This is a genomic window from Pseudomonas sp. 3A(2025), assembly GCF_054589175.1.
The window spans coordinates 174436-198610 of the sequence record NZ_BAAILM010000039.1; the positions used below are offsets into that span (position 1 = coordinate 174436).

Consider the following 24175-nt stretch of genomic DNA (forward strand, 5'->3'; position numbering starts at 1 on the left):
GAATGCTGCTTCTTCGGTTTATGCCGCCCAGCATTTACTGCCCCTGCACGTGCACTAACTATCTAGCCCCTCACCACCTCCTGCTTTTGATTGATTGAGCCCATCACCGTCGGCCCACAGCCGTCGATCCCCCTCCTGCGCCCGATGCGCTCAATGGAAAAACTGACCGATGCAAACCTTCACCGCTGTCGCGCAGCGACCTGCCGACACCTTGCCTGCGGCCGTTGCCGCACTGAAAAGCCTGGCCGACCTGAATATTCGCATCATGGTCGAGTTGAGAGCCCTGCCCGCCGTCGACGATGCGCAACCCGATGCCGTCGAAACGGCCAGCCTGCTGCAACGCCTCGACGATTACTGGGAAGACCGTAGCGTTGTATTTCTGAACGGCCTGCAGCAGGCGCTGCACGATGAGCTGAGCCTCAAGATTCATGAGCGCAACATTGAGCCCAGGTATGCCCAGTGCCTGCCGGGTGCTGCCGATCAACCCGCCATGGCCACGCAGCACTTTGCCCTGCACATACAGCTTCAGGCAGGGCAACAGATCGAAGTGGCCGGCGCACTGGTGATGAGCCATGAACAGGGGCATACCTTGCTGGTACTGCCCGGCCTCGGTGCCACCGGCTTTGCCAGCCGCAGCGAAATGACGGCCAGCCTGGCGCGCTGGCTGAATGACCCGCAATTGCGCGACGTCCTGCTCAACTGTGTCGAAAAAAGCCATCAGCAACTACTGACCCGCATCGATCAGGACCCGGACCTGTACCTTGAGCCATTCACGGCCGCGCACCTGCTGTTGCGCCCGATCAGCGACGCGCCTTATGCCCACGCTATCGCCCGCCTGTGCCATAAACAGCGCGAGGATATGCGACACGCCTGTACTCTGCCCGACGTCGACAACCGGGCCGCATCAATCAATCGCGCCATCGCCATGCAAGGTTTGTTCGGCCCGGCTGCGATGCTGGAGCTGCGCGAACTGGCGTACCTTGAAAGTCGCTACCGGCAAAGCCTGCCGGGCTGGATCAAAAGCGCCAGCGCAGAAGACCTGAGCCGCTATGGCCAGTCGTTGCAGCATTACGACCAGGCCCGCACCGCCCTGCTCAGCGTGCTGGGCGCCGCCGCCTCGCCAGAGCAGTTTGCCCTGGCGCACCTGCGTACCCGCCTGAGCAACGACCTGGGTGATGTGCCTGATCCGGCGACCATCACCGTCAGCACCCGGCGCACACTGGCCGTGACCGGCGAAACGTTCACCGTGACCCGCTCGTTGGTGGACCTGGCCCTATACGGCCTGCACCCGGGCGACCGCACAGCGGGCTCGGAATTTCTCGAACACACTACGCTGACCGTTGCCGGCACGGCCCTTTCAGCCGCCCACTCATCGCTGACCCCGGCCTATCTGGGACAGTTGGTCGAAGAGCTCGATCTGCGCCTGGCCTTCAAGGCGTTTCAGCACACGCATTACCACAAGGACGATAACCAGCAACTGATGCGCCTGCTGACCCGCCGGCAAATCGCCGCCCTGGCGTTTGCAGCACAGATGCAGGGGCATATCCAGCCTGAAGACTTCGCCATCGTGCAGGCCATGACCCAACTGAAACCCGGCACAAATGCCAGCGGCCTGAGCGTCCAGCACGTCAGGCTGGGCGGCCAGGTATTGAGCAAACTGCTGGTGTTTCGCCAGGAAACCGCCTCCGGTCAACCAGAGCGGCTGGTCATGGTCGCCACCGATGCACCTCACACGCAGCCATTCAGGGCGTTCCACACTGAAAAGCAATTGCTGCAAGAGCTGGTCGGCTGGTCGACCTCGGACGCGCTGACCCAGTACCTGCTCAGCCAGTTGCAGGTCGATGCCCGTGCAGGTCTGGCGCAACGTCTGGCCGACCTGAAACTCAAGCCACAGCCGACCCCGGACTTCATGCAACTGGTCAGCCTTGCCGACTACGACAGCGGCCTGCGCACCCTCGCCGAAGAGCATGTGCGCGTGGCGTTGTCCGAACAGGCCCGCCATACGCCCGACTGGTACCGCAACGCCAGCCTCGCCCAGCGTCAGGAGCTGCTGGCCCTGGAAGACCGCGCCAGCGCCGCCCTGAAAAACTACGAGGCCAAGGCGCACACCCGCCTGCAACCGTTCAAGGACTATGTGCATGCCCGCGCCAGCCAGAAAATCGGCCAATTGCTGGGCTTACCGACGGGCCGCGCAGACCCGGACCGGATCATCATTACCACTGAACGCGAAAGCGTCAGCTACACCGACATGCTGCTCAAGGGCTACGACGACAGCATCGACTTCATCAACGCAGGTGTCGCCACCCAGGCGACCTTCAGTGGCCCTGAAGGTATCGACCTGAGCCCGTTGTCGCCCATGAGCGTCGCCGCCTCGATACGCGGTAGATGGCTGGCCGACGATTACATCGCCCTCACCAAAGGCACCCTGCTCAATGCCCTGTCGGACGGCTATCAATACCGACGCAATAGCAGCGTGCTGATCACCCGGCTGCAGATGCAGGCTGCGGCCTTGCGCAGCCTGCTCAAGGGTCACATCGATGCCACGCAGTATCAGTGGCTGCGCGACTCGCTCGACCATACCCACCTCAACGATGCGCATACGCGTGAAAAATACCCGCTCTACCCTTTGCAGATTCACGTGGACAAACCCTTTATCGGCTCACAGGTGGGCGGCATCGATCAACTGGTCATCCCCACCACTCAACTGATCAATATCGAAACCGTACAAGGCTGCATTGCCGTGCTGCCGACCACCGTGCGCCAGGCGGCGCTGCTGTACACCCCGCAGGCGCCGGATGGCCTTGAGTGGCGTCTGTTCAGCAATTTCACCGAGTCGCTCGGCACCCCCGGCATGATCGACTACTACAAGGATCGCTGCCGCAGCCAGGCTGGCAAAACCCTGTCGTTCTTTCTGCGCGACATGCAACAAGGCAATGCCAACAAACCGCCGTTCCTGCCGAAAGACCCCATCGCCGACTTTGCCGACACCTGTTTCAATCGGCGCATCATGCGCACGCTGCGCGAAGTGGAAGACACCACCACCGGTCGCAACGACATGCTCGCCAGGCTGATCTGGACCAGCGTCGAGGTGATCGCCACCGTGGTGACCCTGCCCTTTCCACCCGCCAGTTTTGCGGTCGGGGCCTTGTTGTACCTGCATGACACCGTGCGTGCGTTTCAGGCCTTGCGCGACGGCGACACCGAAGCTGCCAGCGCCTGGTTGCTGACCGCCATGCTCAATGGCCTGGGGGCAGCGGGCGATCTGCAGGCGGGGCTCAAGGGCTTTGGCGGGTTGTTGCGCCAGTCCGGTCAGGCGCCTCGCACGCCCTCGGCGTTGCCACCGTTGCAGCGCCAGCCATCCTTGCCACGTTATGAAGACCTGTTTCCCGTGACCGTGCACGACGAGCCGTTTCTACTTGGCAAGGCTGACATCAACGGGCATTTTCCGGTGGTACGTACCGTCAACGCCTCATCGCCCGAGCTGCGCTCCACCGGCCACTTCGCCAGCCCGGCAGCCGGCGGCACCTGGCAGCCACTGGGGACACCGCTCGATGCCTCGGCACCCAACGTCGCCGGCGTACGCAATGGCCGCCCCGTCGAGCTTTCATTACAGGATGTGCCGCGCATGGACCTGGCACACGGCAAAGGCGTCTGCGCGGTCAACGGCAAGCATTACATCGAATTCTCCGGCAAGACCTGGCAGGTGCACTACGACGCGCAGATCAAATGCTGGCAAATCATCGACCCGCACAACCCGTTCAGTTTTTTCGGCAAGCAGCCCGTTCGTCTCGATGAGCAGGGCACCTGGCAACTGCTCGACCGCCAGCAGTTGCGCGGCGGAGGCCTGAACAGCCCAGAGAATTACAGACCGTTGCCAGAACAGGCGGGCGCCAGCAACGCCGATCTCGCACAACTGAGCCAGTACCAGTTGCCTGCGTCCATGCAGCCACACCTGGACATCATCCTCAGCAAAGAGCGTTTTGACCCCACCGAACTGGGCCTCGAGGATTATTTCGAAGCACTGTACAAAAACATGCGCGATACATTTTCCGCGCGGCGCGAAAAGCTTTACCAGGACGCCCATGCGTTTTTTCTCAATCCGCCTTTGCCGCCACGACCTGCGCTGCCCGCACTCCCTTCGCCTGTAACCCTCAATACCCTGGTCGAAACTGTCTTTACCCACAGCAACGGTATGGTGCTGAGTGAAGCGCCCCGGTCGGTTGCCAGCAAACGCCTGCTGATTCTCAACATGCCCTTGTGGGCCGAACAGCAGGTCGAGATCCTGTACATCGAACATGTGCTGCTCGACAAGCATTTGCACAAGCTGGCCCGCTACCGCAAGGTGGGCAAGAAAAGCCGCAGTGGCTCCCATGAAATCAAGCACCATCTTGAGCAACTCAATGACAAGGCACTGGATAACCACACCACCGAATATGACTATTACCACCTGATCAAGGCGGCGCACCGCAGCGGCATCGAGGTACGCCCTTTCAATTCCTCGATCAGTTATCCGTTTGCCGATCACCCGGTCGGTGCTGCGGCAGGCGACACGCTTGCCAGCCAGAAAATGAGCAACTTCTTCGGCCACACGCTGATCAGCAGCGATGTCGCCAGCGACTCGTCAAGACGCTGGATCGCCTTGCTCGACGAGAAACTGGCCGGCACTCACGATCAGCTACCGGGCCTTGCCGAGCTGCAAGGCGTGCCCAGCGTGCAGATCAAGGACGTTGCCGGCGGGCAGCCCATACGGATTACCCCGGCGTCGCAAGGCGCGGCCGGCCGGTTCGATTTCACCCTGGAGTTTGCCAACCCGCAGATCATTGCCGAGCCGGTACCACCCAGCACGCCGCTGGACCTGGCCCTGTTCAAGGAATTGGGCAGCAAAAAACCGGGCAACGACATCGCAGAGCGCTGGGGTGGCGATTACGGATTTCGCTGGAGCGACACCGATGGCTGGCAGCAGATAGAACCCGGACACTGGACACCCGACAAACCCTTGACCGCTATCGGGCAGTCACTGGCCGATGCGACCTACGACATGCCGGTGGCACAACGCAGCACTTTGCATCAACTGGCGAACTTCGAACATAAAGGCCTCGACCACCAATATGCGTTCATGGACCCGACCCTGGCCAAGGTACGCAAAGACTTTTTTGACTTGCGCAGCACGCTGCAAGCCGATGCCCGTACGATCATCACTGCCGAGTTGCCGGCTCGCCCCACGCTGCCGGCCATCGCGCCACAAATCAGCCTGCCCGACTTGCTTGAAACGCTGTATCAGCACAGCGATGCCGTGGTGATTGGCGAGGTGCACTCCTCAATCGCCAGCAAGAAGCTGATTATCGACAACCTGCCGCTGTTGTCGCAGCAAAACGTCAAGACGCTGTACATGGAACACCTGTTCACCGACCTGCATCAGGCGGATCTGGATCGTTTCTTCGAAACCGGAGAAATGAGCAAGAGGCTGCTGCATGACCTGAAAAAGCTGGATCGCGGACACCACACCGACCCCAGCGGAATCTACACCTTCGAGCGCCTGGTGCTTACCTCACGTCAATCCGGCCTGGAAGTTCGCGCCATTGACTGCTCGGCCAGCTATTACCTCAAATCCATCGATTTACCGACGCCCACCACGCGCCAGCAAATGATGAGCTACTTTGCCTCGCGGACCATCGACAGGCACCAGGAAGTGATTGGCGCGCACAAGTGGATCGCGCTGGTCGGCAACAGCCACTCCAATACCTACCAGAAAATTGTCCCGGGCCTGGCCGAGTTGCAAGGCGGCATCGGCCTGCGGGTGGTCGATGTACCGCCTGGGCATTCGACAAGCGTGGTCAGCGACCCGGGCGAATTCGTCAGGTTCGACCTGGGTGAGGAGACCGTGCAGATCAAAGGCGATTATCGGGTAGATATCGAGGTAGTCAGATCCCCTGCCACCATTCGCCCGCCGTTGCCACTGTCGATCGAGGAACGTCTCAACCGGCCCGGAAAATTCCTGGTCGAGCAAGGCGAAGGCAACCAGCACACCATCGTCCACCGTTCACGTGACGCACAGATTCATCGCACCCCGGTGCAGGTCAATGCCGAAGGCAAGCTGTACCTGGACCGCTCAACCTGGGCCACCGTGCACCTGACGCCTTACGACGACATGGATGCACTGGTGGCAGGCCTTGAGGAAATCAACCTGACGCGCGTGGGTTAAGCCGTACCCGCGACATTCGGCAAGCGCTGCTCCAGCAACTGGTGCAGCGCGCTGCCTTCTGGCCAGTTGCGCATGAAGCGCGCGCGGTCACGGGCAAAGGCTGCGGCGAACGCCGCCTGTGAGGTGTGCTGCTGCATCGCATCCAGGTCGATCAGCGCCCAGCGGTCCTGATGCCAGAACAGGTTATGGCCCTTGAAATCACCGTGGCTGATGCGCTCGCGAATCAGTTGTGCGAACAACTGCTCCAGCGCCTGCAACTCGGCTTCGGGCACTTCGCCGGTCGTTACATACGGCGCAAAGCGCTCGATGATGTCCGGCCCCGGCAGAAACTCCGTGACCAGCCACGCCTTGTGGCGCAAGCCGAAAAAGCGCTGTTCGCGCACCGCCAGTGGTTTTGGCGTGGCGATCTCGAGAAACATCAGCCGATTGGCTTCACGCCATGAATGCCAGGCGCGGCTCGGGCGCCAGAAGCGTTTGAGCCAGTGGCTGAAGTTCTTGATGTTATAGCGCTTGATCACCAGTGGCCGGCCCTGCACGTCGACTCGACCGACACTCGCCGCACCGCCGGTCTTGTACAGGTGCCCGGCCTCAAGCAGTTCATCGGCGCGGTCGAGCACCGGCAACATCGCCTCGACTTCGTCGCGGCGAATGGCCTGAAAGCCTGAGGCGTTATCCACCACACTGAACAGGCTGCACTCGCGGCAGGTCTTGCTCAAAAAGTCCTTCAGGCGCCACTGGCGCACCTTGTCGATCTGCTTTTGCAAGGCTTCGACCGGCAGGCCATGCTCGCCATTGCTGAGCAGGTAATGCACCAGCAACTCTTCGGTAAACGGCTCGAAACGCTTGGGCAACTGGGCGAAGAACACCCCTAAGTTGTCCAGCACCTTTTGCCGCGAAAGCGGCTGGCCGGGTTGTTCGACGCAAATGCCGGCGCCGTCGATCCAGTACAGTTTGCCTGCGTGACGCAGCAGGTTGTCCAGGTGCAGGTCTTCCTGCCACAAGCCCTTCAAATGCAGTTGGCCGATCGCCGCCAGCGCCTCGCCCAGCACCTGCTGTTGCTCGTCGGCCAGCGCCGGCAGGTGCTGCACCTGTTCCCAGGCCGCGCCCAGGCTTGGGGCCTGTTCCAGAAACTCGAACAGCAGCCAGCCGCCCTCGCCATCTTGCAAGCCATCGGCCAGCAACAAGGGCGTGGTGATGCCAAGCTCTGCCAGCAACAGCACACCGTCGCGCTCGCGTTGAAAGTGCCGCGCCGCCTTGTTGCCGACCAGCAGCTTGGCCAGCACCGTGCGGCCGCGCCACACGCCGGCACCGACATAACGCTGGCCCGGCAGTACGCGCAGCAGGCTCAGCAGTTGCAGCTCGGCGGGGCCTGCGGCATCGGCAAGCGTCAGGTTCAACGGCAAGGCCGGGCTACGGCCGGCATGTTCCAGTTCGCTAAGGCGCATCAACGGTTCTCTTTTTGCTTGTGTTTGCCACGCCGGTTCAGGCGTAGCAGCCAGGCATCCACCGCCGGGCTGTCGCCGGGCGCCTGCAAGTAAGCCCCCAGCAGCTCGCGCTGTTCGGCCTCGTTCCACACAGGCGCACGGCGAAACAGCGGCTCCAGGTCTTTGGTCAGGTCACGCTGGCCGAACAACGACGGCCGGGTCTTTTCCAGGTCGATAAGCTGGGCGCTGTACACGTCTGCGCGGGCTTGCACAAAGATGTGCTTGGGGTAGAAGCAGCCGTGAATCTGCCTGGCGCCGTGCAGCGTGCGCGCCAGTTGTCCGCAGGCACGCAAAATCGCCCGGCGCTCGGGGTCAGGCAGCTCGTTCCAGCGATGCAGCAGGGCGTCTAGGTCGGTCCAGCCGTCCAGCGCACGGGTCATGAGGATCGCCCGGCGTTCGCCGTTGACCTTGCGTTCACCATAGAACACCGCCTGCAACGCCGGAATGCCCATTTTCCGGTAGCGGCTGATGTTGCGAAATTCCCGCGAAAACGACGGCTCGCCAAACGGGTGGTGCAGCGTATGGGTCAGGTAGTTGCTCTGGCGCTTGAGGTAGAAGCCCTGGCCTTCAAGGTCCAGGCGAAACACACTGCTCCAGCCACCACGGCCGGTGTTGGGCTCGTCCACCGCATCGAGCGCCAGGTCCCACAGCGACTGAAAATCGCTGAGGCCGTGACGCTCCAGCAGCGCCTGTTCGTCGCTTGCAATGAACACGCTCATTCGCGCCCCTCGAAAAAACTGACCACGTGACGGATGCGCTTCTTGTCGGCGGTATTCAGGTGCGAACGCTCGCGGTATTGCAGGTAAAAGCGCAAACGCTGGGTGGCCGACAGCTGGTATTTGGCAACCTTGTCCAGGCACGCCAGGTCCTTGGTGATCCGGTAACGCAGCAGAAAACCCCACCAGAACGCACCATTGGGGCAGTCGATCAGGTACAGCCGGGCCTGATCGTCGACCAGCAGGTTGCGCCACTTCAAGTCGTTATGGGTGAAGTGATGGTCATGCAGAATGCGCGTGTAGCGCGCCAGTTGCCGACTGATGCTGTCGACCCAGGCTGGATCGCTCAGGCGCGCATCGTTGCGTTGCGCCAGCGCCAGAAGGTCTTCGGTGTCGGGCAGCCCGCGGGTGATCAGCGCGCCGCGCTCATACACCGCGCCATTGCGCTCCAGCCCCCAGGCCACCACGTCGGCGGTGGGAATGCCCCACTTGGCGAAGCGCTTGAGGTTCTGCCACTCGGACTTGACCCGTGGCCGGCCCAGGTAACGGCGCAAGCCCTTGCCGGCGCCGGAGTAGCGCTTGACGTAATACTGCACGCCGCCCCGCTCGACGCGGATCACCTCCGATAACGGATCACGGGTCAGGCGCTCGCCTTGCAGGGCAAACACCGCGTCCAGGCTGCCGAAGTCGTCTGCCAGCGCTGCGTATTCGGGCGCCAGTGTCCAGCCCGCCATCAGAGAGCGTCCCCGTAGCGCAGTTTGCGCTGGTAAAGCTTGTCGGCCTTTTTCTCCAGCCAGCGCAGCAAGGTCGCTTCGTGCTTGAGAATCTGCCGCAACGGCTGGCGAAAATAGGCCTTGAGAAAACGCAGCTTGTCGCGCCGGGTCAGGCCGATGTCGAGTGCCGAGAAATACAGCGCCGCCAAATCCTTATTGCGCCAGCGCGGGGTGATCGCGCGGCGGGTCTGGGCCCGGTGCAGATCGATCACCGACAGGCGGAAATCGTCCGCCGTGACCGGCTTGTCGGTGTGCAATAAAAAGTGGCAGATATAGCAATCGCGGTGGTTGACGCCCGCACGGTGCATGCCGCCGACCATGCTCGCCACCTCGGCAATCAGCGCACGCTTGAGCCGTGGCTCAGGCGGTTCCTGACGCCAGTTGAGGCTGATGTCTTCAAGGCTCAGGGTCGGCGCCAGCTCTTCGGTAATGATGAACGAATGCTGGGCCGCCGGATTGCCGCCGCGCTCGCCGTAGGCCACGGCGGTCATGGTCGCCACACCGGCCTGGTGCAGGCGCTCGATGGCTTTCCATTCCTGGCCGGCGCCGAGCACCGGCAACTTGGCGCTGAACAGGTTCTTGGCCACTTCACCCCAGCCGATGCCACGGTGAATCTTGACGAAATAGCCGCGCCCGTCGACTTCGGTACGCAGGGTGCGACGGCCTTCCAGCTCGCGATACACCTGCCCCTCAAGACGCTCGACCTCGGCAAAGGCATCGCGCCCGGCCCAGAGGGTCTTGAAGGGTTCAGCGAGGAACAGCTTCATTCATCATGCTCCGCCACAATTACATCGGCCGCGTGCTGCGGCATGCTGTACAAATCTGCACTGTCGGCAAAGGCCAGGCCATTACGCGCCCAGCGCTGCCGTGCAGCGTCATCGTCGAGCATGTTTACCAGCGCACGGTTGAACTGCGCCTGTTCGAACGGCTCATCGACCACCAGACCGCAATCGGCCTCGCTGATGTAATGGGCATAGCCGCACACCGCGCTGACCAGCACCGGCAGCCCGGCCACGGCGGCTTCGAGCAGCACGGTGCCGGTGTTTTCGTTGTACGCCGGGTGAATCAAGGCATCGGCGCCCAGCAGAAAACGCGGGATGTCGCTGCGGCCCTTCATGAAGGTCACCTGCTCGCCCAGGCCCAGCGCCTTGCTCTGCAACTGGAAGACCTTGGGGTCGTCCTGGCCGATGACAAATAGCCGGGTGCGTTTTTTAAGGGCGGCCGGCAGCGCGGCCAGCGCCTTGAGGCTGCGGTCGACGCCCTTGGTCTTGAAGCCCGAACCGATTTGCACCAACAGCAAATCGTCCTCGGTCAGGCCGAACTCCTGGCGAAAGGCGGCACGAATCTGCGGCGCGTCGGCCGGCGCCCGGCGGTCCTGGGAAATGCCCGGGGGCAATAGATGAAAGCGCGACAGCGGGGTGTTGTAGTGCTTGATGAACAGCGGCTGCTGCACCTCAGAGATCATCAACACCTGGGTCTTGGCCTCGGGCGCAAAAACCGCACGCTCGTACTCGGCAAAGTGCCGGTAGCGACCCCACTTGCGGTACAGCGAGTGGCGCAGGTTTTGCGCCTTGTCTTCAAAGCAGCCGTCGGCGGCGTAGTAAACGTCAAGGCCGGGCATCTTGTTGAAGCCGATCAGGCGGTCGACCGGACGCTTGGCCAGGTCCGCGTTCATCCAGGCCGTAAGCTTTTCATTGCGCCGATGGTTGAACAGCGCCTTGACCGGCGCCACCAGCACCTCGAAACCGGGCGGCACATCGCCTTCCCAGATCAGGGTATAAACGCGGATCTGATGACCGCGCGCCTGGCACTCTTGGGCAATGCGCATGAAGTCGCGTTGCAGGCCGCCAAACGGGAAGTATTTATAGAGGACAAAAGCCAGTTGCATCAGCCAGGTTCCTTTGCCAGCAACAGCGCGCCCAACTGGCTCGCTACTCGCTCGGGATTCAGACGAGTGAAGCACAACGGCCACTCGCGCTTGAGATCAAACCGCGACTGGTCGTCGGGGCTCGGGTTGTAGGTGCATTTCTTTTGCAGGCACGGTGCACAGGCCGGCCAGTCGCTGGCCATGTGCACTTGCGACGGGCCATAAGCGCCGGTCAGCCCGGCATTGGTCGGGCCGAACAGCGAAATGGTCGGCACATCCAGCGCAGCCGCCAGGTGGCCAATACCGGTATCGACCGCGACACAGGCCTCGGCACCGGCCAGCACGCGGGCGACGCCGGCCAGATTGAGCTTTGGCAGCACTTGCGCGTTATCCAGCCCTTCGGCGATGCGCTCGGCGCGGGCCTTTTCAGCAGGGTTGCCCCACGGCAGGCGTACATTCAGGCCGCGTGCGGCCATCAGCTCGGCCAGTTGCCGCCAGTACATTTCAGGCCAGTGTTTGGTGGCCCATGTGGTACCGTGCAAAAACAGCACATAAGGCGCCTCAAGACCGGCATCCGGTGCCTGCAATGGATTAAGCCCGTAGTCGCCCAGCCCTTTGGGCAGTTCATAGCCCAGGGCCTGGGCAAACAGTTGCCGCAAGCGCTCGACCGCGTGCTGACCACGGGCCACCGGGTAACGGCGGTCATAAAAGCGGCTGGCGACAGGTTCACGGGCCGAATCGCTGTCCAGCCCGGCCACCGGGGCGCTGACATAGCGGGTCAGCCAGGCACTCTTGAACAGGCCCTGGGCGTCGATCACCACGTCATAGGAGGTTTCGCGCAGGCGTTTTTTGAAGCCCTGCCATTCGCCGTTCTTGAAGGTCTGCCAGAGGTGCTTGCGCCAGCGCCGAATCGCCACCGGAATCACCCTGTCGACCGCCGGGTGCCAGGTCGGGATCTCGGCAAAGCCTTCTTCGACCACCCAGTCGAAACGAATGCCCGGCACGGCTCGGGCCGCGTCGGTGAGGGCCGGCAAGGTGTGGATAACATCGCCCAGCGACGAGGTCTTGATCAACAGAACCCGCAAGGTCAGGTCACCTCTATCGGCGTACCGACCAGGCGGGTCAGCGCCTCGATCACCGCATCGGGTTCAAGCAGGCGCAGGCAGTTGTAGTGACCGAACCGGCAAGTGCGGTCAAAACACGGGCTGCATTCAAGGCCCAGGCGGACGATTTCGACTTCATCGGCCAATGGCGGGGTAAAGCCCGGCGAGGTCGAGCCGTACACCGCGACCAGCGGCCGGTTCAGCGCGGCGGCCACGTGCATCAGGCCTGAGTCGTTGGACACCACCGATTGCGCGCACGACAACAGGTCGATGGCCTCGGCCAGCGAGGTTTCGCCGCACAAATTAGTGACTTCTTCTCGCAGGCCGGGGATCAGTTCCTGGCGAATGCTCTCGCCGACCGGATGATCCTTTTTCGAGCCGAACAGCCAGACCTGCCAGCCCTGGCGGATCAGTGCATCGGCGACCTTGGCGTAATGCTCGCTGGGCCAGCGCTTGGCCTCACCGAACTCGGCCCCCGGACACAGGGCCAGCACCGGTTGCTCCAGGGCCAGGCCAAAACGCGCCAGCGCCGCCGTACGGGTTGCAGGGTCGATACGCAGGCTCGGACGTGGATACGGCGTTGGCAGCTCGGCGCCCTTGTCGTAGGCCAGCGCCATGAAGCGCTCGATCATCAGCGGGTAGCGCTGCTTGTCGAGGCGTCGCACATCGTTGAGCAGGCCATAGCGAAATTCGCCACGCCAGCCGGTGCGCGTGGGAATACCGGCAAAGAACGGCACCAACGCCGACTTGAGCGAGTTGGGCAGCAAAATCGCCTGGTCGTACTGGCCGGCCAGCGACTTGCCGATGCGTCGCCGGGTCGCCAGTTCCAGGGCGCCATGACCCAGCGGAAAGCTCAGCGCGGTGCGCACTTCGGGCATGCGCTCAAGGATCGGCCGGCTCCACTCGGGGGCCAGCACGTCGATGGCGCATTCAGGATGGCGCTGTTTCAGGCACTGGAACAGCGTTTGCGCCATAACCATGTCACCGACCCAGCTAGGTCCAACGATCAAAATGTTCATCGCCAAATCCACAAACGATCAGGGAGGCCGGGCAAGCTGCGTGATACGAACACACAACCTGCCGCCTCCCTGTCTATAAATATGCAATTCGCTCAGCCGTCATTGACCGATCAGCGTTCTCACGAGCGGCCCAACAATCAACTCAACCCCAGCGCTGCCCAGATCCGCATCACTTCGCGGCGCTGATCGTGGAACTGGTCGCCACTGACAACACCTGCCTGTTTCTGCAATGCCTGGCGGTGGGCCGCCGAGCGGTAGGCCTTGTAGGCTTCGCGCAGCAGGCCGGCATCGGCGCCGGGCAGCAATCGGGCCTCTTCAAGGCCTTCAAGGATGCGGATGTTGTCGGTATGACGCAGCAGTTGCGGATGTTCTCGCGACCACGCCAGGGCCGCGTATTGCACCATAAATTCGATATCGACGATACCACCGGCATCCTGCTTGAGGTCGAACGGCATGTTCGCCTCGAAGGCATTGGCCGCCCGCCCGGCGGCGCTGGCCTTGCTGCCGAGGTTGTCGCGCATCTTCGCACGCATCTCGCTGACCTCGGCACGCAGGGTAGTCAGGTCACGTTCGCGGCCCAGAATCGAGGCCCGCACGTGCTCGAAGGCCGCGCCGACATCGGCGCTGCCAACCAGCACCCGCGCACGCACCAGCGCCTGATGCTCCCAGGTCCAGGCTTCGTTTTCCTGATAACGGGAAAATGCGCCCACCGAACTGACCAGCAACCCCGAGGCACCGGAGGGGCGCAGGCGCATGTCGACTTCATAAAGCTGGCCGGAGTTGGTCTGCGCGGTGATCAGGTGAATGATCCGCTGCCCCAGCCGGGTGAAGAACTGCGCGCCGTCGATCGGCTTGGGGCCGTCGGTTTCGGCTTGCGGGTCGCCATCGTGGATAAACACCAGGTCGAGGTCCGAGCCATGGCCCAGTTCGATGCCGCCGACCTTGCCATAGCCGACGATGACAAACGCCGGATCGCACGGCGTGCCGTCCGGACGCAGCGGTGTGCCGTGGCGCGCCACAGTATGGCGCCAGGCCAGAGCCAGCACTTGCTGCAAGATCGCTTCGGCCAGCCAGGTCAGGTAATCGCTGACTTTCATCAGCGGCAGGCTGCCGTTGATTTCCGACGCGGCCACGCGCAGGCCGTGGGCCAGCTTGAAGTGCCGCAAAGCCTCCATTTGCTGTTCCAGGTCATCTTCGGGAATACGCACCAGCCGCTCGTGCAACTCGGCCGTCAGTTCCGGTGCCTGGGGCGGGTTGAACAGCCGGCCCTCGTTGAGCAGTTCATCGAGCAGCAGCGGGAAGCGCGCGATCTGTTCGGCAATCCACGGGCTGGCCGCACACAAGGTCAACAAACGGCGCAGCGCATCGGGGTTTTCGGTCAGCAGCACCAGATACGCCGAACGCCGGGCAACGGCCTCGACCAACGGCAATACCCGTTCCAGCACCAGATCGGGATTGTCGTGTTCGACCGCCTGCGCCAACAAGCGCGGAATAAAGGCATCCAGCCGCTCGCGACTCAAACGCTGCATCGAGCGCAATTGCGGGCTGGAACGCAAGTTGTGCAAGTGCTTGAGCGCCTTGGGCGCATCCAGATAGCCGCCCTCCTGCAACTGGCGACAGGCGGCCTCTTCGTCCTGGGACTCTTGCCATAAAGGCAGCCATTCACCGCCCACCACCACTTCACTGTCGAGCTGCTCGTCGTCAGGATCGGAATCGGGGTCGGCGATCACCTGGCGGAAGTGCCACGACACCCGGCCACGCCAGTGCATCAGTCGCTCATGAAAGCTGGCCCAGTCGGCAAAGCCGAGCATAAAGGCAATGCGCGCCTGGTCCAGCTCGTTGTCGGGCAGCATCTGCGTCTGGCGGTCGGCGATGGCCTGAATCGCGTGTTCGGTGTAACGCAAGAACTCATAGCCTTCGCGCAGTTCGTCGGTCACCGCTGCCGGCAGGTAGCCCTGGCCTTCGAGGGTCCTGAGCACCTTGAACAGCGAACGCTGTTGCAGGCTCAGGTCGCGGCCGCCGTGAATCAACTGAAAGGCCTGGGCAATGAACTCGACTTCACGAATGCCGCCGGCGCCCAGCTTTATATTCTCGGCCATGCCCTTGCGCCGCACTTCCTGCTGAATCAGCTGCTTCATGGTGCGCAGCGCTTCGATGGCTGAAAAGTCCAGGTACCGCCGGTACACGAAGGGGCGCAGCATCTCTTGCAATTGCGCACCGGCAGCCTGATCGCCGCCGACCACGCGGGCCTTGATCATCGCATAACGTTCCCAGTCGCGACCCTGGTCCTGGTAGTACTGCTCCAGCGCATTGAAACTCAGCACCAGCGCGCCGGACGAACCGTACGGGCGCAGGCGCATGTCGACCCGGAACACAAAACCGTCGACGGTCACAGGATCCAGCGCCTTGATCAGCCGCTGGCCCAAACGAATGAAGAACTCCTGATTATCCAGCGGACGCTTGACGCCCACGGTCTCGCCGCCTTCGGGGTAGGCGAAGATCAGGTCAATGTCGGATGACAGGTTCAGCTCGACCGCGCCCAGCTTGCCCATGCCCAGAATGACCATGTGCTGCGCCTGCCCGCTGCGGCGCCCGGTCGGGGTGCCGAACTGTTGGCAATGGCGGCTGTACAGCCATTCATAGGCCAGGTCGATGCTGGCATCGGCCATGTCCGACAGGTCGCGGCAGGTCTCGATCAGGTCGGCCTGGCGGGTCAGGTCACGCCAGATAATGCGCACTTGCTGACGCGTGCGCTGGCGACGTAGATTACGCCCCAGTTCGTCTTCGGTGGTGGCACACAACACCGCTTCGGCCAGTTGTTCGCGCAATTGCCCGGCACCCAGGCTGCGTTCCAGTTCACCGGCATCGGCCAGCGCCAGCAGCATCTGCGGGTCGCGGCCCACCTGTTCGGTGACAAAATCGCTGGCCGCACAGACGCGCTCGAAGGCGGCTTGCCGCTCGGGCGGCCAGGCATCGAAACGCGCCTGCTCGTCGGCTGATACACCGGTAAGGGCGGTACGAAAGGTCTGTTGCGCACGGGTAACGCCAGGCAGCAGGATGGCCGGAATGGCGGCCAGCAAAGGGAGGCTCATGGTCTATCCTTGTTCGGCAATCAACGGGCTATGTGCCATGAATGTAAGATCGCAGTGACAACACCGGCTGTCGAACAAAAGTAATAAATTGCTGATAAACCATGTTTATTGGCAGAAAATAGCAATTTTTACCCTCGCGTGTTCGTTTAGGCGCGACAGTAACGTTTTACTTCACAACATCAGAGTGGCGTTTTGGCCATTTCTCTGTAGTTTTACTACTGGGTGAATCATTCGAGAGGCTGAAATGGTTGGCGATTTGTAGTAAAACTACACGCCGCCGGCACAACCGCCGGCCATCCAAGAATTTATGTCGACTGCCCACAAGGCCAGTCGCGAACTCAGGCGTCCGATTCTGGAAGCCTTTCCGCTCTGGAGCAAGCCATGCAAGACCTTGATCCCGTCGAAACCCAGGAGTGGCTGGACGCCCTGGAATCGGTTATCGACAAAGAAGGCGAAGACCGTGCCCATTACCTGATGACCCGTATGGGCGAACTGGCCACACGAAGTGGCTCGCAACTGCCCTACGCCATCACCACGCCGTACCGCAACACCATCCCTGTGACCCACGAAGCACGCATGCCTGGCGACCTGTTCATGGAACGCCGCATCCGTTCGCTGGTTCGCTGGAACGCGCTGGCGATGGTCGTCAAGACCAACCTGAACGACCCGGATCTGGGTGGCCACATCTCCAGCTTCGCCTCCAGTGCGACGCTGTATGACATCGGCTTCAACTATTTCTTCCAGGCGCCTACCGAAGAACACGGCGGCGACCTGATCTACTACCAGGGCCATGCCTCGCCAGGCATCTATGCCCGTGCGTTCCTGGAAGGCCGGATCAGCGAAGACAAGATGAACAACTTCCGTCAGGAAGTGGATGGCAATGGCCTGTCGTCTTATCCGCACCCATGGCTGATGCCTGATTTCTGGCAGTTCCCGACCGTTTCGATGGGTCTGGGTCCGATCCAGGCGATCTACCAGGCACGTTTCATGAAGTACATGGAAAGCCGCGGTTATATCCCTGCAAACAAGCAGAAAGTCTGGTGCTTCCTGGGCGACGGCGAGACCGACGAGCCAGAATCGCTGGGCGCTATCGCCCTGGCCGGCCGCGAGAAGCTGGACAACCTGATCTTCGTCATCAACTGCAACCTGCAGCGCCTCGACGGCCCGGTTCGCGGTAACGCCAAGATCATCCAGGAACTCGAAGGCGTGTTCCGTGGCGGTGGCTGGAACGTCAACAAGGTGGTCTGGGGCCGTTTCTGGGACCCGCTGCTGGCCAAGGACACCAACGGTGCCCTGCAACGCCGCATGGACGAAGTCATCGACGGCGAGTACCAGAACTACAAGGCCAAAGACGGTGCGTTCGTTCGCGAGCACTTCTTCAATACGCCTGAACTCAAGGCCATGGTCGAAGACCTGTCCGACGACGAGATCTGGAAACTCAACCGTGGTGGCCACGACCCGTACAAGGTCTACGCGGCCTACCATCAGGCGGTCAACCACAAAGACCAGCCGACCGTCATCCTGGCCAAGACCATCAAGGGTTATGGCACCGGTGCCGGCGAAGCCAAGAACACCGCGCACAACACCAAGAAGGTCGACGTCGACAGCCTGCGTCACTTCCGTGACCGTTTCGACGTGCCGATCAAAGACGCCGATCTGGAAAGCCTGCCGTTCTACCGTCCGGAAGAAGGCAGCGCCGAAGCCCGTTACCTGGCCGAGCGCCGCACTGCGCTGGGCGGTTTCGTGCCACAGCGTCGCGCCAAGAGCTTCAGCATCCCGACGCCACCACTGGAAACGCTGAAAGCGATTCTGGACGGTTCCGGCGACCGTGAAATTTCCACCACCATGGCCTTCGTGCGCATCCTGGCGCAACTGGTCAAGGACAAGGAAATCGGCCAGCGCATCGTCCCGATCATCCCGGACGAAGCCCGTACCTTCGGTATGGAAGGCATGTTCCGTCAGTTGGGCATCTACTCCTCGGTCGGCCAGCTCTACGAGCCAGTCGATAAAGACCAGGTGATGTTCTACCGCGAAGACAAGAAAGGCCAGATTCTCGAAGAGGGCATCAACGAAGCCGGCGCCATGTCGTCCTTCATTGCCGCCGGTACTTCGTACAGCAGCCACAACCAGCCAATGCTGCCGTTCTACATCTTCTATTCGATGTTCGGCTTCCAGCGTATCGGCGACCTGGCCTGGGCTGCCGGCGACAGCCGCACCCGTGGCTTCCTGATCGGCGGCACCGCCGGCCGTACCACGCTGAACGGCGAAGGCCTGCAGCACGAAGACGGTCACAGCCACATCCTGGCCGCCACCGTGCCGAACTGCCGCACCTATGATCCAACCTACGGCTACGAGCTGGCGGTGATCATTCAGGACGGCATGAAGAAGATGACCGAAGAACAACAGGACATCTTCTACTACATCACCGTGATGAACGAAGCCTACACCCAGCCTGCCATTCCGGCCGGTGCCGAGGAAGGCATCATCAAGGGCATGTACCTGCTCGAAGAAGACACCAAGGCAGCCGCGCACCACGTGCAACTGCTGGGTTCGGGCACCATCCTGCGTGAAGTCCGTGAAGCGGCGAAGATTCTGCGTGAAGAGTTCAACGTCGGCGCCGACGTCTGGAGCGTTACCAGCTTCAACGAACTGCGTCGCGACGGCCTGGCTGTCGAGCGTTCCAACCGTCTGCACCCGGGCCAGAAGCCTCAGCAGACGTATGTCGAGCAATGCCTGAGCGGCCGTAAAGGTCCTGTGATCGCATCGACCGACTACATGAAGCTGTTCGCCGACCAGATCCGTCAGTGGGTCCCGTCCAAGGAATACAAGGTGCTGGGCACCGACGGCTTCGGCCGTAGCGACAGCCGCAAGAAGCTGCGTCACTTCTTCGAAGTCGACCGCAACTTCGTGGTGCTGGCCGCTCTGGAAGCCCTGGCCGACCGTGGCGACATCGAACCTAAAGTCGTGGCTGAAGCCATTGCCCGGTTTGGTATCGACCCGGAAAAACGCAACCCACTGGACTGCTAAGACCCTGCTCTGAATCGCCCATGGTACGGGCCTGCTGCACGAAACAGCCTGCGAGGCTGTTTCGTTGCAATGGCCCGGTGCCTGCGACAAAGAACAGGTTCTGCGAAGGAGACACATTGTGAGTGAGTTAATTCGTGTACCCGACATCGGCAACGGTGAAGGCGAAGTCATTGAGCTGTTCGTCAAGGTCGGTGACCGCATCGAAGCCGACCAGAGCGTTCTGACGCTTGAGTCGGACAAGGCGAGCATGGAAATCCCGGCACCCAAGGGTGGCGTGATCAAGGCGCTGAAGGTCAAGCTGGGCGATCGCCTGAAAGAAGGCGACGAACTGTTTGAGCTGGAAAGCGAAGGCGATGCTGCAGCCCCGGCTGCCGAGCCTGCCGCTGCTCCTGCTGCTGCCGCACCGGCCGCTGCCGCCGAAAAACCGGCAGAAGCCGCCGCGCCTGCAGCACAAGCCGCTCCGGCGGCTGCCAGCGTCCAGGACATCCACGTGCCGGACATCGGTTCGTCGGGCAAGGCCAAGATCATCGAACTGCTGGTCAAGCCAGGCGACAGCATCGAAGCCGACCAGTCGCTGATCACCCTCGAATCCGACAAGGCCAGCATGGAAATTCCATCGCCTGCTGCCGGCGTGGTCGAGAGTGTCGAAGTCAAGCTGGAACAGGAAGTCGGTACCGGCGACCTGATCCTGCGCCTGAAAATTGCCGGCGCTGCGCCTGCTGCCGCTCCTGCACCGGCTGCCAGCGCACCGGTTGCCGCACCGGCCAAGGCTGAAGCAGCTCCTGCCCCGGCGGCACCGGCTGCCAAGGCCGAAGCTGCACCGGCACCGGCCGCCCCTGCCAAAGACGGCGCCAAGGTCCATGCAGGTCCTGCGGTACGTCAACTGGCCCGCGAGTTCGGCGTCGAGCTGAGCGCAGTAGCCGCCACCGGCCCGCACGGCCGCGTGCTTAAAGAAGACGTGCAGGTTTACGTCAAGGCGCAACTGCTCAAGGCCAAGGAAGCACCGGCCGCAGGCGGCGCAACCGGCGGCGCGGGTATCCAGCCGATTCCGGAAGTCGATTTCAGCCGTTTCGGCGAAATCGAAGAAGTGCCGATGACCCGCCTGATGCAACTGGGCGCCACTGGCCTGCACCGCAGCTGGCTGAACATTCCGCACGTCACGCAATTCGACCAGGCCGACATCACCGACCTGGAAGCTTTCCGCGTCGCGCAGAAAGCCGTGGCCGAAAAAGCCGGCGTCAAGCTGACCGTGCTGCCACTGCTGCTCAAGTCGATCGCACACCTGCTCAAGGAACTGCCAGAGTTCAACGCCTCCCTGGCGCCGAGCGGCAAGGCTGTGATCCGCAAGAAGTACGTGCACATCGGCTTTGCCGTGGACACCCCGGAAGGCCTGCTGGTCCCGGTCATCCGCGACGTCGACAAAAAGAACCTGCTGCAACTGGCAGCCGAAGCCGCTGCACTGGCTGAGAAGGCCCGTAACAAGAAGCTGACCGCCAACGACATGCAAGGCGCCTGCTTCACCATCTCAAGCCTGGGGCACATTGGCGGTACCGGCTTCACGCCGATCGTCAACGCACCGGAAGTGGCCATCCTCGGTGTTTCCAAGGCCACTATCCAGCCGGTCTGGGACGGCAAGGCCTTCCAGCCACGCCTGATGCTGCCGCTGTCGTTGTCCTACGACCACCGCGTCATCAACGGCGCTGCCGCTGCACGCTTCACCAAGCGTCTGAGCGACCTGCTGGCCGATATCCGCACCATCCTGCTGTAAGCAACACGTGCCGGTTCGCCAACAGGCGGGCCGGCCGACCGATTGCGAGCGCCCGCGCTCGAACCTCAACCCCGCCCAGGCGGGGCTTTTTTTGCTCAGGATTTGTGTTGTGTCACACACTGCAACGTAGCGATGCGCTACACAGTAGATACCGTGATGGCACATGAAACCCCGTTCGACATGTCTTGTCCCAACACAGTGAAGAACGGATGCGTTCGACCGCTACATTTGTGGCATTAAGCCAGTGCCGTCTCTTGTAAGGCCGTGCTGCATCATGCAACCTTGCCACACGCGAAAATAGTCCGGGCGGTGTGCCCGCGCGATCAGTATTCGGGAAGCGAGTTTGTTCATGAAAAGCCAGACCGATGCTGCCGGCAGAACGGTAGCCGAGGTAGTGACGCAATTGCCTGTGCCTTCGCGCCTGGGCATGCTGCGTTTCGAGCGGCTTAACGAAGCCAGTTGGGCGCTGCTGTATCTCGATCCGAACTGCGAAAAGGCCTTTGGCCTGCCGCCAACCGAACTGTGCTCGCTGATCAGCTCGCCTTACGCCAGCCTGATGGAACCCGAAGCACGCTATAGGCTGCACGACGATATCCAGCTGCAACTGAGCAAGGCTTCGCATTACCTGATTCGCTATACCCTGCACACCAGCCACGGGCCACTGGGCCTGCTGGAAACCGGCGAAGCGTTCAAGCAGCACAACCGTCAATTGCTGCGCGGCTATTTCACCGTGCTGGACTGGCCGAACGCCAATGGCGAGCCAGACGACGAGACCGACCTGCAGATTCGCCACTCGCGACTGCAAGCAACCCTTGAGTTCAACCAGCGCACCCAGCGCGATCAGCTCGCGCATCTGGAGCGCGCCCGCGCCCAGCAAGAACTGATCCTGCGCCTGACCCGGCACCGCTTTACCGCAGGCTCGCTGCTGGAAGCGGCGCAACTGATTACCCGCAGTGCCTGCGAAATCTTCGACGTCGAGTCCGCCAGCATCTGGAACCTGGAGGGCCATGTGCTGCAACCGCTCACCGAGTACGTGCGCCACAGCGGCGACTATCAGCAGCCTGCATCGCTGGACCTGATCGACTCGCCAGACTACCTCAGCGCCTTGCAGGACAGCCGCGCGATCGATGCCAGCGACGTCCGGCAAGACCCGCGCACCCGTGAACTGGCTCCCAGTCTGCAAGCGCGCGATATTTACGCCCTGCTCGACGCCAGCATCCGCATCGATGGTCAACTGGTCGGGGTCTTGTGCCTTGAACAACGTGAAGCCCCACGTCACTGGCTGCCAGACGAAATCGCCTTCGCCGGCGAACTCGCCGACCAGTTCGCGCAAGTGATCAACAACCACAACCGACGCGCCGCAACCAGTGCCTTGCACCTGTTCCAGCGTGCGGTCGAGCAGAGCGCCAATGCCTTTCTGCTGGTCAACTGCGACGGCGTGGTCGAATACGTCAACCCCAGCTTCACCGCCATCACCCAATACAGCGCCGACGAAGTCCACGGCCACAAACTGGCGGAACTGCCGGCCCTGGAAAATCTCAGCAACCTGTTCGATGCGCAGTCCAGCCTGGCCAACAGCAATAGCTGGCAGGGCGAATTCAAGAGCCGGCGCAAAAACCTGGAGCCGTACTGGGGCCAACTGTCGATTTCCAAGGTGTATGGCGATCACCGCGAGTTGACCCACTACATCGGCATTTACGAAGACATCACCCAGAACAAGCTGGCCCAGCAACGTATCGAACGCCTGGCCTACACCGACAACCTGACCAGCCTGGGCAATCGCCCGGCGTTCATCCGCAACCTGGATGAGCGCTTTGCCCGTGACAGCGACACGCCCATGAGCCTGCTGCTGGTCGACATCGACAACTTCAAGCGCATCAACGACAGCCTCGGCCACCAGACTGGCGACAAACTGTTGATCAGCCTGGCCCGGCGCCTGCGCAACACCCTGAGCCCGGCCGATATCCTGGCGCGCTTTGCCAGTAATGAATTTGCCGTGTTGCTCGACCAGACCGGTCCCGAAGCCGGGCAAAGCATTGCCAGCCAGGTCCTGACGACCCTCGACAAGCCGATGTTCGTCGACAACCAGTTGATCAGCGTGACCGCCTCGGTGGGTCTGGCCTGCGCGCCGCTGCACGGCCGCGACCCGCAAACCCTGATGCGTAACGCGGGCCTTGCCCTGCACAAGGCTAAAGCCAACGGCAAGCATCAGGTTCAGGTGTTCACCGAGGCACTGAACGCCGAAGCCAGCTACAAGCTGTTCGTCGAAAACAACCTGCGCCGTGCGCTGGCCCAGAATGAGCTGGAGGTCTTCTACCAGCCCAAACTGTGCCTGCTGACCGGCCGCCTGAATGGCCTGGAAGCACTGCTGCGCTGGAACCACCCGGAAAAAGGCATGATCCGCCCGGACCAGTTCATCAGTGTCGCCGAAGAAACCGGCCTGATCATCCCGATTGGCAAATGGGTGGTGCGCCAGTCATGCCAGATGAGCAAGGCCCTGACTGACGCAGGCTTTGGTCATCTGCAAGTGGCGATCAACGTATCCCCCAAACAGTTTTCGGACCCCGAACTGGTGCCGGCCATCGCCGCGATTCTCAAGGAAGAAGCGCTGGACCCGGCACTGATGGAGCTGGAACTGACCGAAGGCCTGCTGCTGGAAGCCACCGAAGACACGCGCCTGCAACTGGAGTCGCTCAAGCGCCTGGGCTTGTCGCTGGCGATGGACGACTTCGGCACCGGCTATTCGTCGCTGAGCTACCTGAAGAAATTCCCCATCGATGTGATCAAGATCGACCGCAGCTTCATCCGCGATATTCCGAACGATGAAGGCGATATGGAAATCACCTCGGCAGTGATCGCCATGGCCCACAACCTCAAGCTCAAAGTCGTGGCCGAGGGCATCGAAACCGCCGAGCAACTGGCATTTCTGCGCCGCCACCGTTGCGATGTAGGCCAAGGCTATCTGTTCGACAAGCCTATCAGCGGCAAGGATCTGATCGAACAGCTCAATCGATACCCGCGCAAGCCCCACGTCTGAGCAGCCCTGAGCGGGTCTTCCCTGCCTCAATCGTCTGGGGCACACTGTTGGGCCGTTTCATGACAGCACCCTGGCTTTATAAAAGGT

The 24175-nt window shown here is 61.9% G+C and carries 12 protein-coding genes; 4 read left to right on the forward strand and 8 right to left on the reverse strand.

Annotation, left to right across the window (positions count from 1 at the left end; genetic code table 11):
* The first annotated feature begins 169 nt into the window (after nucleotides 1-169).
* Nucleotides 170-6202 carry a membrane-targeted effector domain-containing toxin gene (locus tag ACYP2A_RS16420; RefSeq protein WP_459746586.1) on the forward strand — a complete coding sequence of 2011 codons (6033 nt, stop codon included), beginning with the start codon at nucleotides 170-172 and terminating at the stop codon, nucleotides 6200-6202.
* Here ACYP2A_RS16420 and ACYP2A_RS16425 read toward each other — a convergent pair.
* From ACYP2A_RS16425 to glnE, 8 genes are all read right to left on the reverse strand, one after another.
* Nucleotides 6199-7647, reverse strand: coding sequence for a lipopolysaccharide kinase InaA family protein (locus ACYP2A_RS16425; protein WP_459746588.1), 1449 nt, complete (start codon nucleotides 7645-7647; stop codon nucleotides 6199-6201). The genes ACYP2A_RS16420 and ACYP2A_RS16425 overlap by 4 nt on opposite strands.
* A complete protein-coding gene (locus tag ACYP2A_RS16430) occupies nucleotides 7647-8405 on the reverse strand; it encodes a lipopolysaccharide kinase InaA family protein (RefSeq protein WP_459746589.1) in 759 nt (252 codons plus the stop codon). The genes ACYP2A_RS16425 and ACYP2A_RS16430 overlap by 1 nt, the downstream gene beginning before the upstream one ends.
* Nucleotides 8402-9136, reverse strand: a complete 735-nt coding sequence (locus tag ACYP2A_RS16435) for a lipopolysaccharide kinase InaA family protein (protein ID WP_459746591.1) — start codon at nucleotides 9134-9136, stop codon at nucleotides 8402-8404. Before ACYP2A_RS16435 ends, ACYP2A_RS16430 begins: the two co-directional genes overlap by 4 nt.
* Complete coding sequence (gene rfaP / locus ACYP2A_RS16440; protein WP_459746593.1) at nucleotides 9136-9942, reverse strand: lipopolysaccharide core heptose(I) kinase RfaP; 807 nt, start codon at nucleotides 9940-9942, stop codon at nucleotides 9136-9138. The genes ACYP2A_RS16435 and rfaP overlap by 1 nt, the downstream gene beginning before the upstream one ends.
* Nucleotides 9939-11063, reverse strand: coding sequence for a glycosyltransferase family 4 protein (locus ACYP2A_RS16445; protein ID WP_459746595.1), 1125 nt, complete (start codon nucleotides 11061-11063; stop codon nucleotides 9939-9941). Before ACYP2A_RS16445 ends, rfaP begins: the two co-directional genes overlap by 4 nt.
* Nucleotides 11063-12127: a lipopolysaccharide heptosyltransferase I gene (gene waaC / locus ACYP2A_RS16450; RefSeq protein ID WP_459746596.1), complete on the reverse strand. Its 1065-nt coding sequence runs from the start codon at nucleotides 12125-12127 to the stop codon at nucleotides 11063-11065. The genes ACYP2A_RS16445 and waaC overlap by 1 nt, the downstream gene beginning before the upstream one ends.
* Before the next feature lie 2 nt (nucleotides 12128-12129).
* The gene (gene waaF / locus ACYP2A_RS16455; protein ID WP_459746597.1) at nucleotides 12130-13164 is read right to left on the reverse strand and encodes a lipopolysaccharide heptosyltransferase II; all 1035 of its coding nucleotides are present in this window, start codon (nucleotides 13162-13164) and stop codon (nucleotides 12130-12132) included.
* 137 nt (nucleotides 13165-13301) lie between these two features.
* A complete protein-coding gene (gene glnE, locus ACYP2A_RS16460) occupies nucleotides 13302-16256 on the reverse strand; it encodes a bifunctional [glutamate--ammonia ligase]-adenylyl-L-tyrosine phosphorylase/[glutamate--ammonia-ligase] adenylyltransferase (protein ID WP_459746598.1) in 2955 nt (984 codons plus the stop codon).
* A gap of 381 nt (nucleotides 16257-16637) precedes the next feature.
* Here glnE and aceE point away from each other — a divergent pair, with 381 nt between their 5' ends.
* The 3 genes from aceE to ACYP2A_RS16475 all read left to right on the forward strand — a co-directional run bounded on the left by aceE (nucleotide 16638) and on the right by ACYP2A_RS16475 (nucleotide 24088).
* Complete coding sequence (gene aceE / locus ACYP2A_RS16465) at nucleotides 16638-19283, forward strand: pyruvate dehydrogenase (acetyl-transferring), homodimeric type (RefSeq protein WP_459746599.1); 2646 nt, start codon at nucleotides 16638-16640, stop codon at nucleotides 19281-19283.
* Nucleotides 19284-19401: 118 nt separating this feature from the next.
* On the forward strand, nucleotides 19402-21051 hold the full coding sequence (aceF, locus tag ACYP2A_RS16470) for a dihydrolipoyllysine-residue acetyltransferase (protein ID WP_459746601.1): 1650 nt from the start codon (nucleotides 19402-19404) through the stop codon (nucleotides 21049-21051).
* A 349-nt stretch (nucleotides 21052-21400) separates the two neighbouring features.
* Nucleotides 21401-24088, forward strand: a complete 2688-nt coding sequence (locus ACYP2A_RS16475; RefSeq protein WP_459746603.1) for a putative bifunctional diguanylate cyclase/phosphodiesterase — start codon at nucleotides 21401-21403, stop codon at nucleotides 24086-24088.
* Nucleotides 24089-24175 lie beyond the last annotated feature (87 nt).

What these genes read in the sequence shown, in the direction of transcription:
- ACYP2A_RS16420 (WP_459746586.1), top strand. Translation starts at nt 170, where the DNA reads ATGCAAACCTTCACCGCTGTCGCGCAGCGACCTGCCGACACCTTGCCT.
- ACYP2A_RS16425 (WP_459746588.1), bottom strand. Translation starts at nt 7,647, where the DNA reads ATGCGCCTTAGCGAACTGGAACATGCCGGCCGTAGCCCGGCCTTGCCG.
- ACYP2A_RS16430 (WP_459746589.1), bottom strand. Translation starts at nt 8,405, where the DNA reads ATGAGCGTGTTCATTGCAAGCGACGAACAGGCGCTGCTGGAGCGTCAC.
- ACYP2A_RS16435 (WP_459746591.1), bottom strand. Translation starts at nt 9,136, where the DNA reads ATGGCGGGCTGGACACTGGCGCCCGAATACGCAGCGCTGGCAGACGAC.
- rfaP (WP_459746593.1), bottom strand. Translation starts at nt 9,942, where the DNA reads ATGAAGCTGTTCCTCGCTGAACCCTTCAAGACCCTCTGGGCCGGGCGC.
- ACYP2A_RS16445 (WP_459746595.1), bottom strand. Translation starts at nt 11,063, where the DNA reads ATGCAACTGGCTTTTGTCCTCTATAAATACTTCCCGTTTGGCGGCCTG.
- waaF (WP_459746597.1), bottom strand. Translation starts at nt 13,164, where the DNA reads ATGAACATTTTGATCGTTGGACCTAGCTGGGTCGGTGACATGGTTATG.
- glnE (WP_459746598.1), bottom strand. Translation starts at nt 16,256, where the DNA reads ATGAGCCTCCCTTTGCTGGCCGCCATTCCGGCCATCCTGCTGCCTGGC.
- aceE (WP_459746599.1), top strand. Translation starts at nt 16,638, where the DNA reads ATGCAAGACCTTGATCCCGTCGAAACCCAGGAGTGGCTGGACGCCCTG.
- ACYP2A_RS16475 (WP_459746603.1), top strand. Translation starts at nt 21,401, where the DNA reads ATGAAAAGCCAGACCGATGCTGCCGGCAGAACGGTAGCCGAGGTAGTG.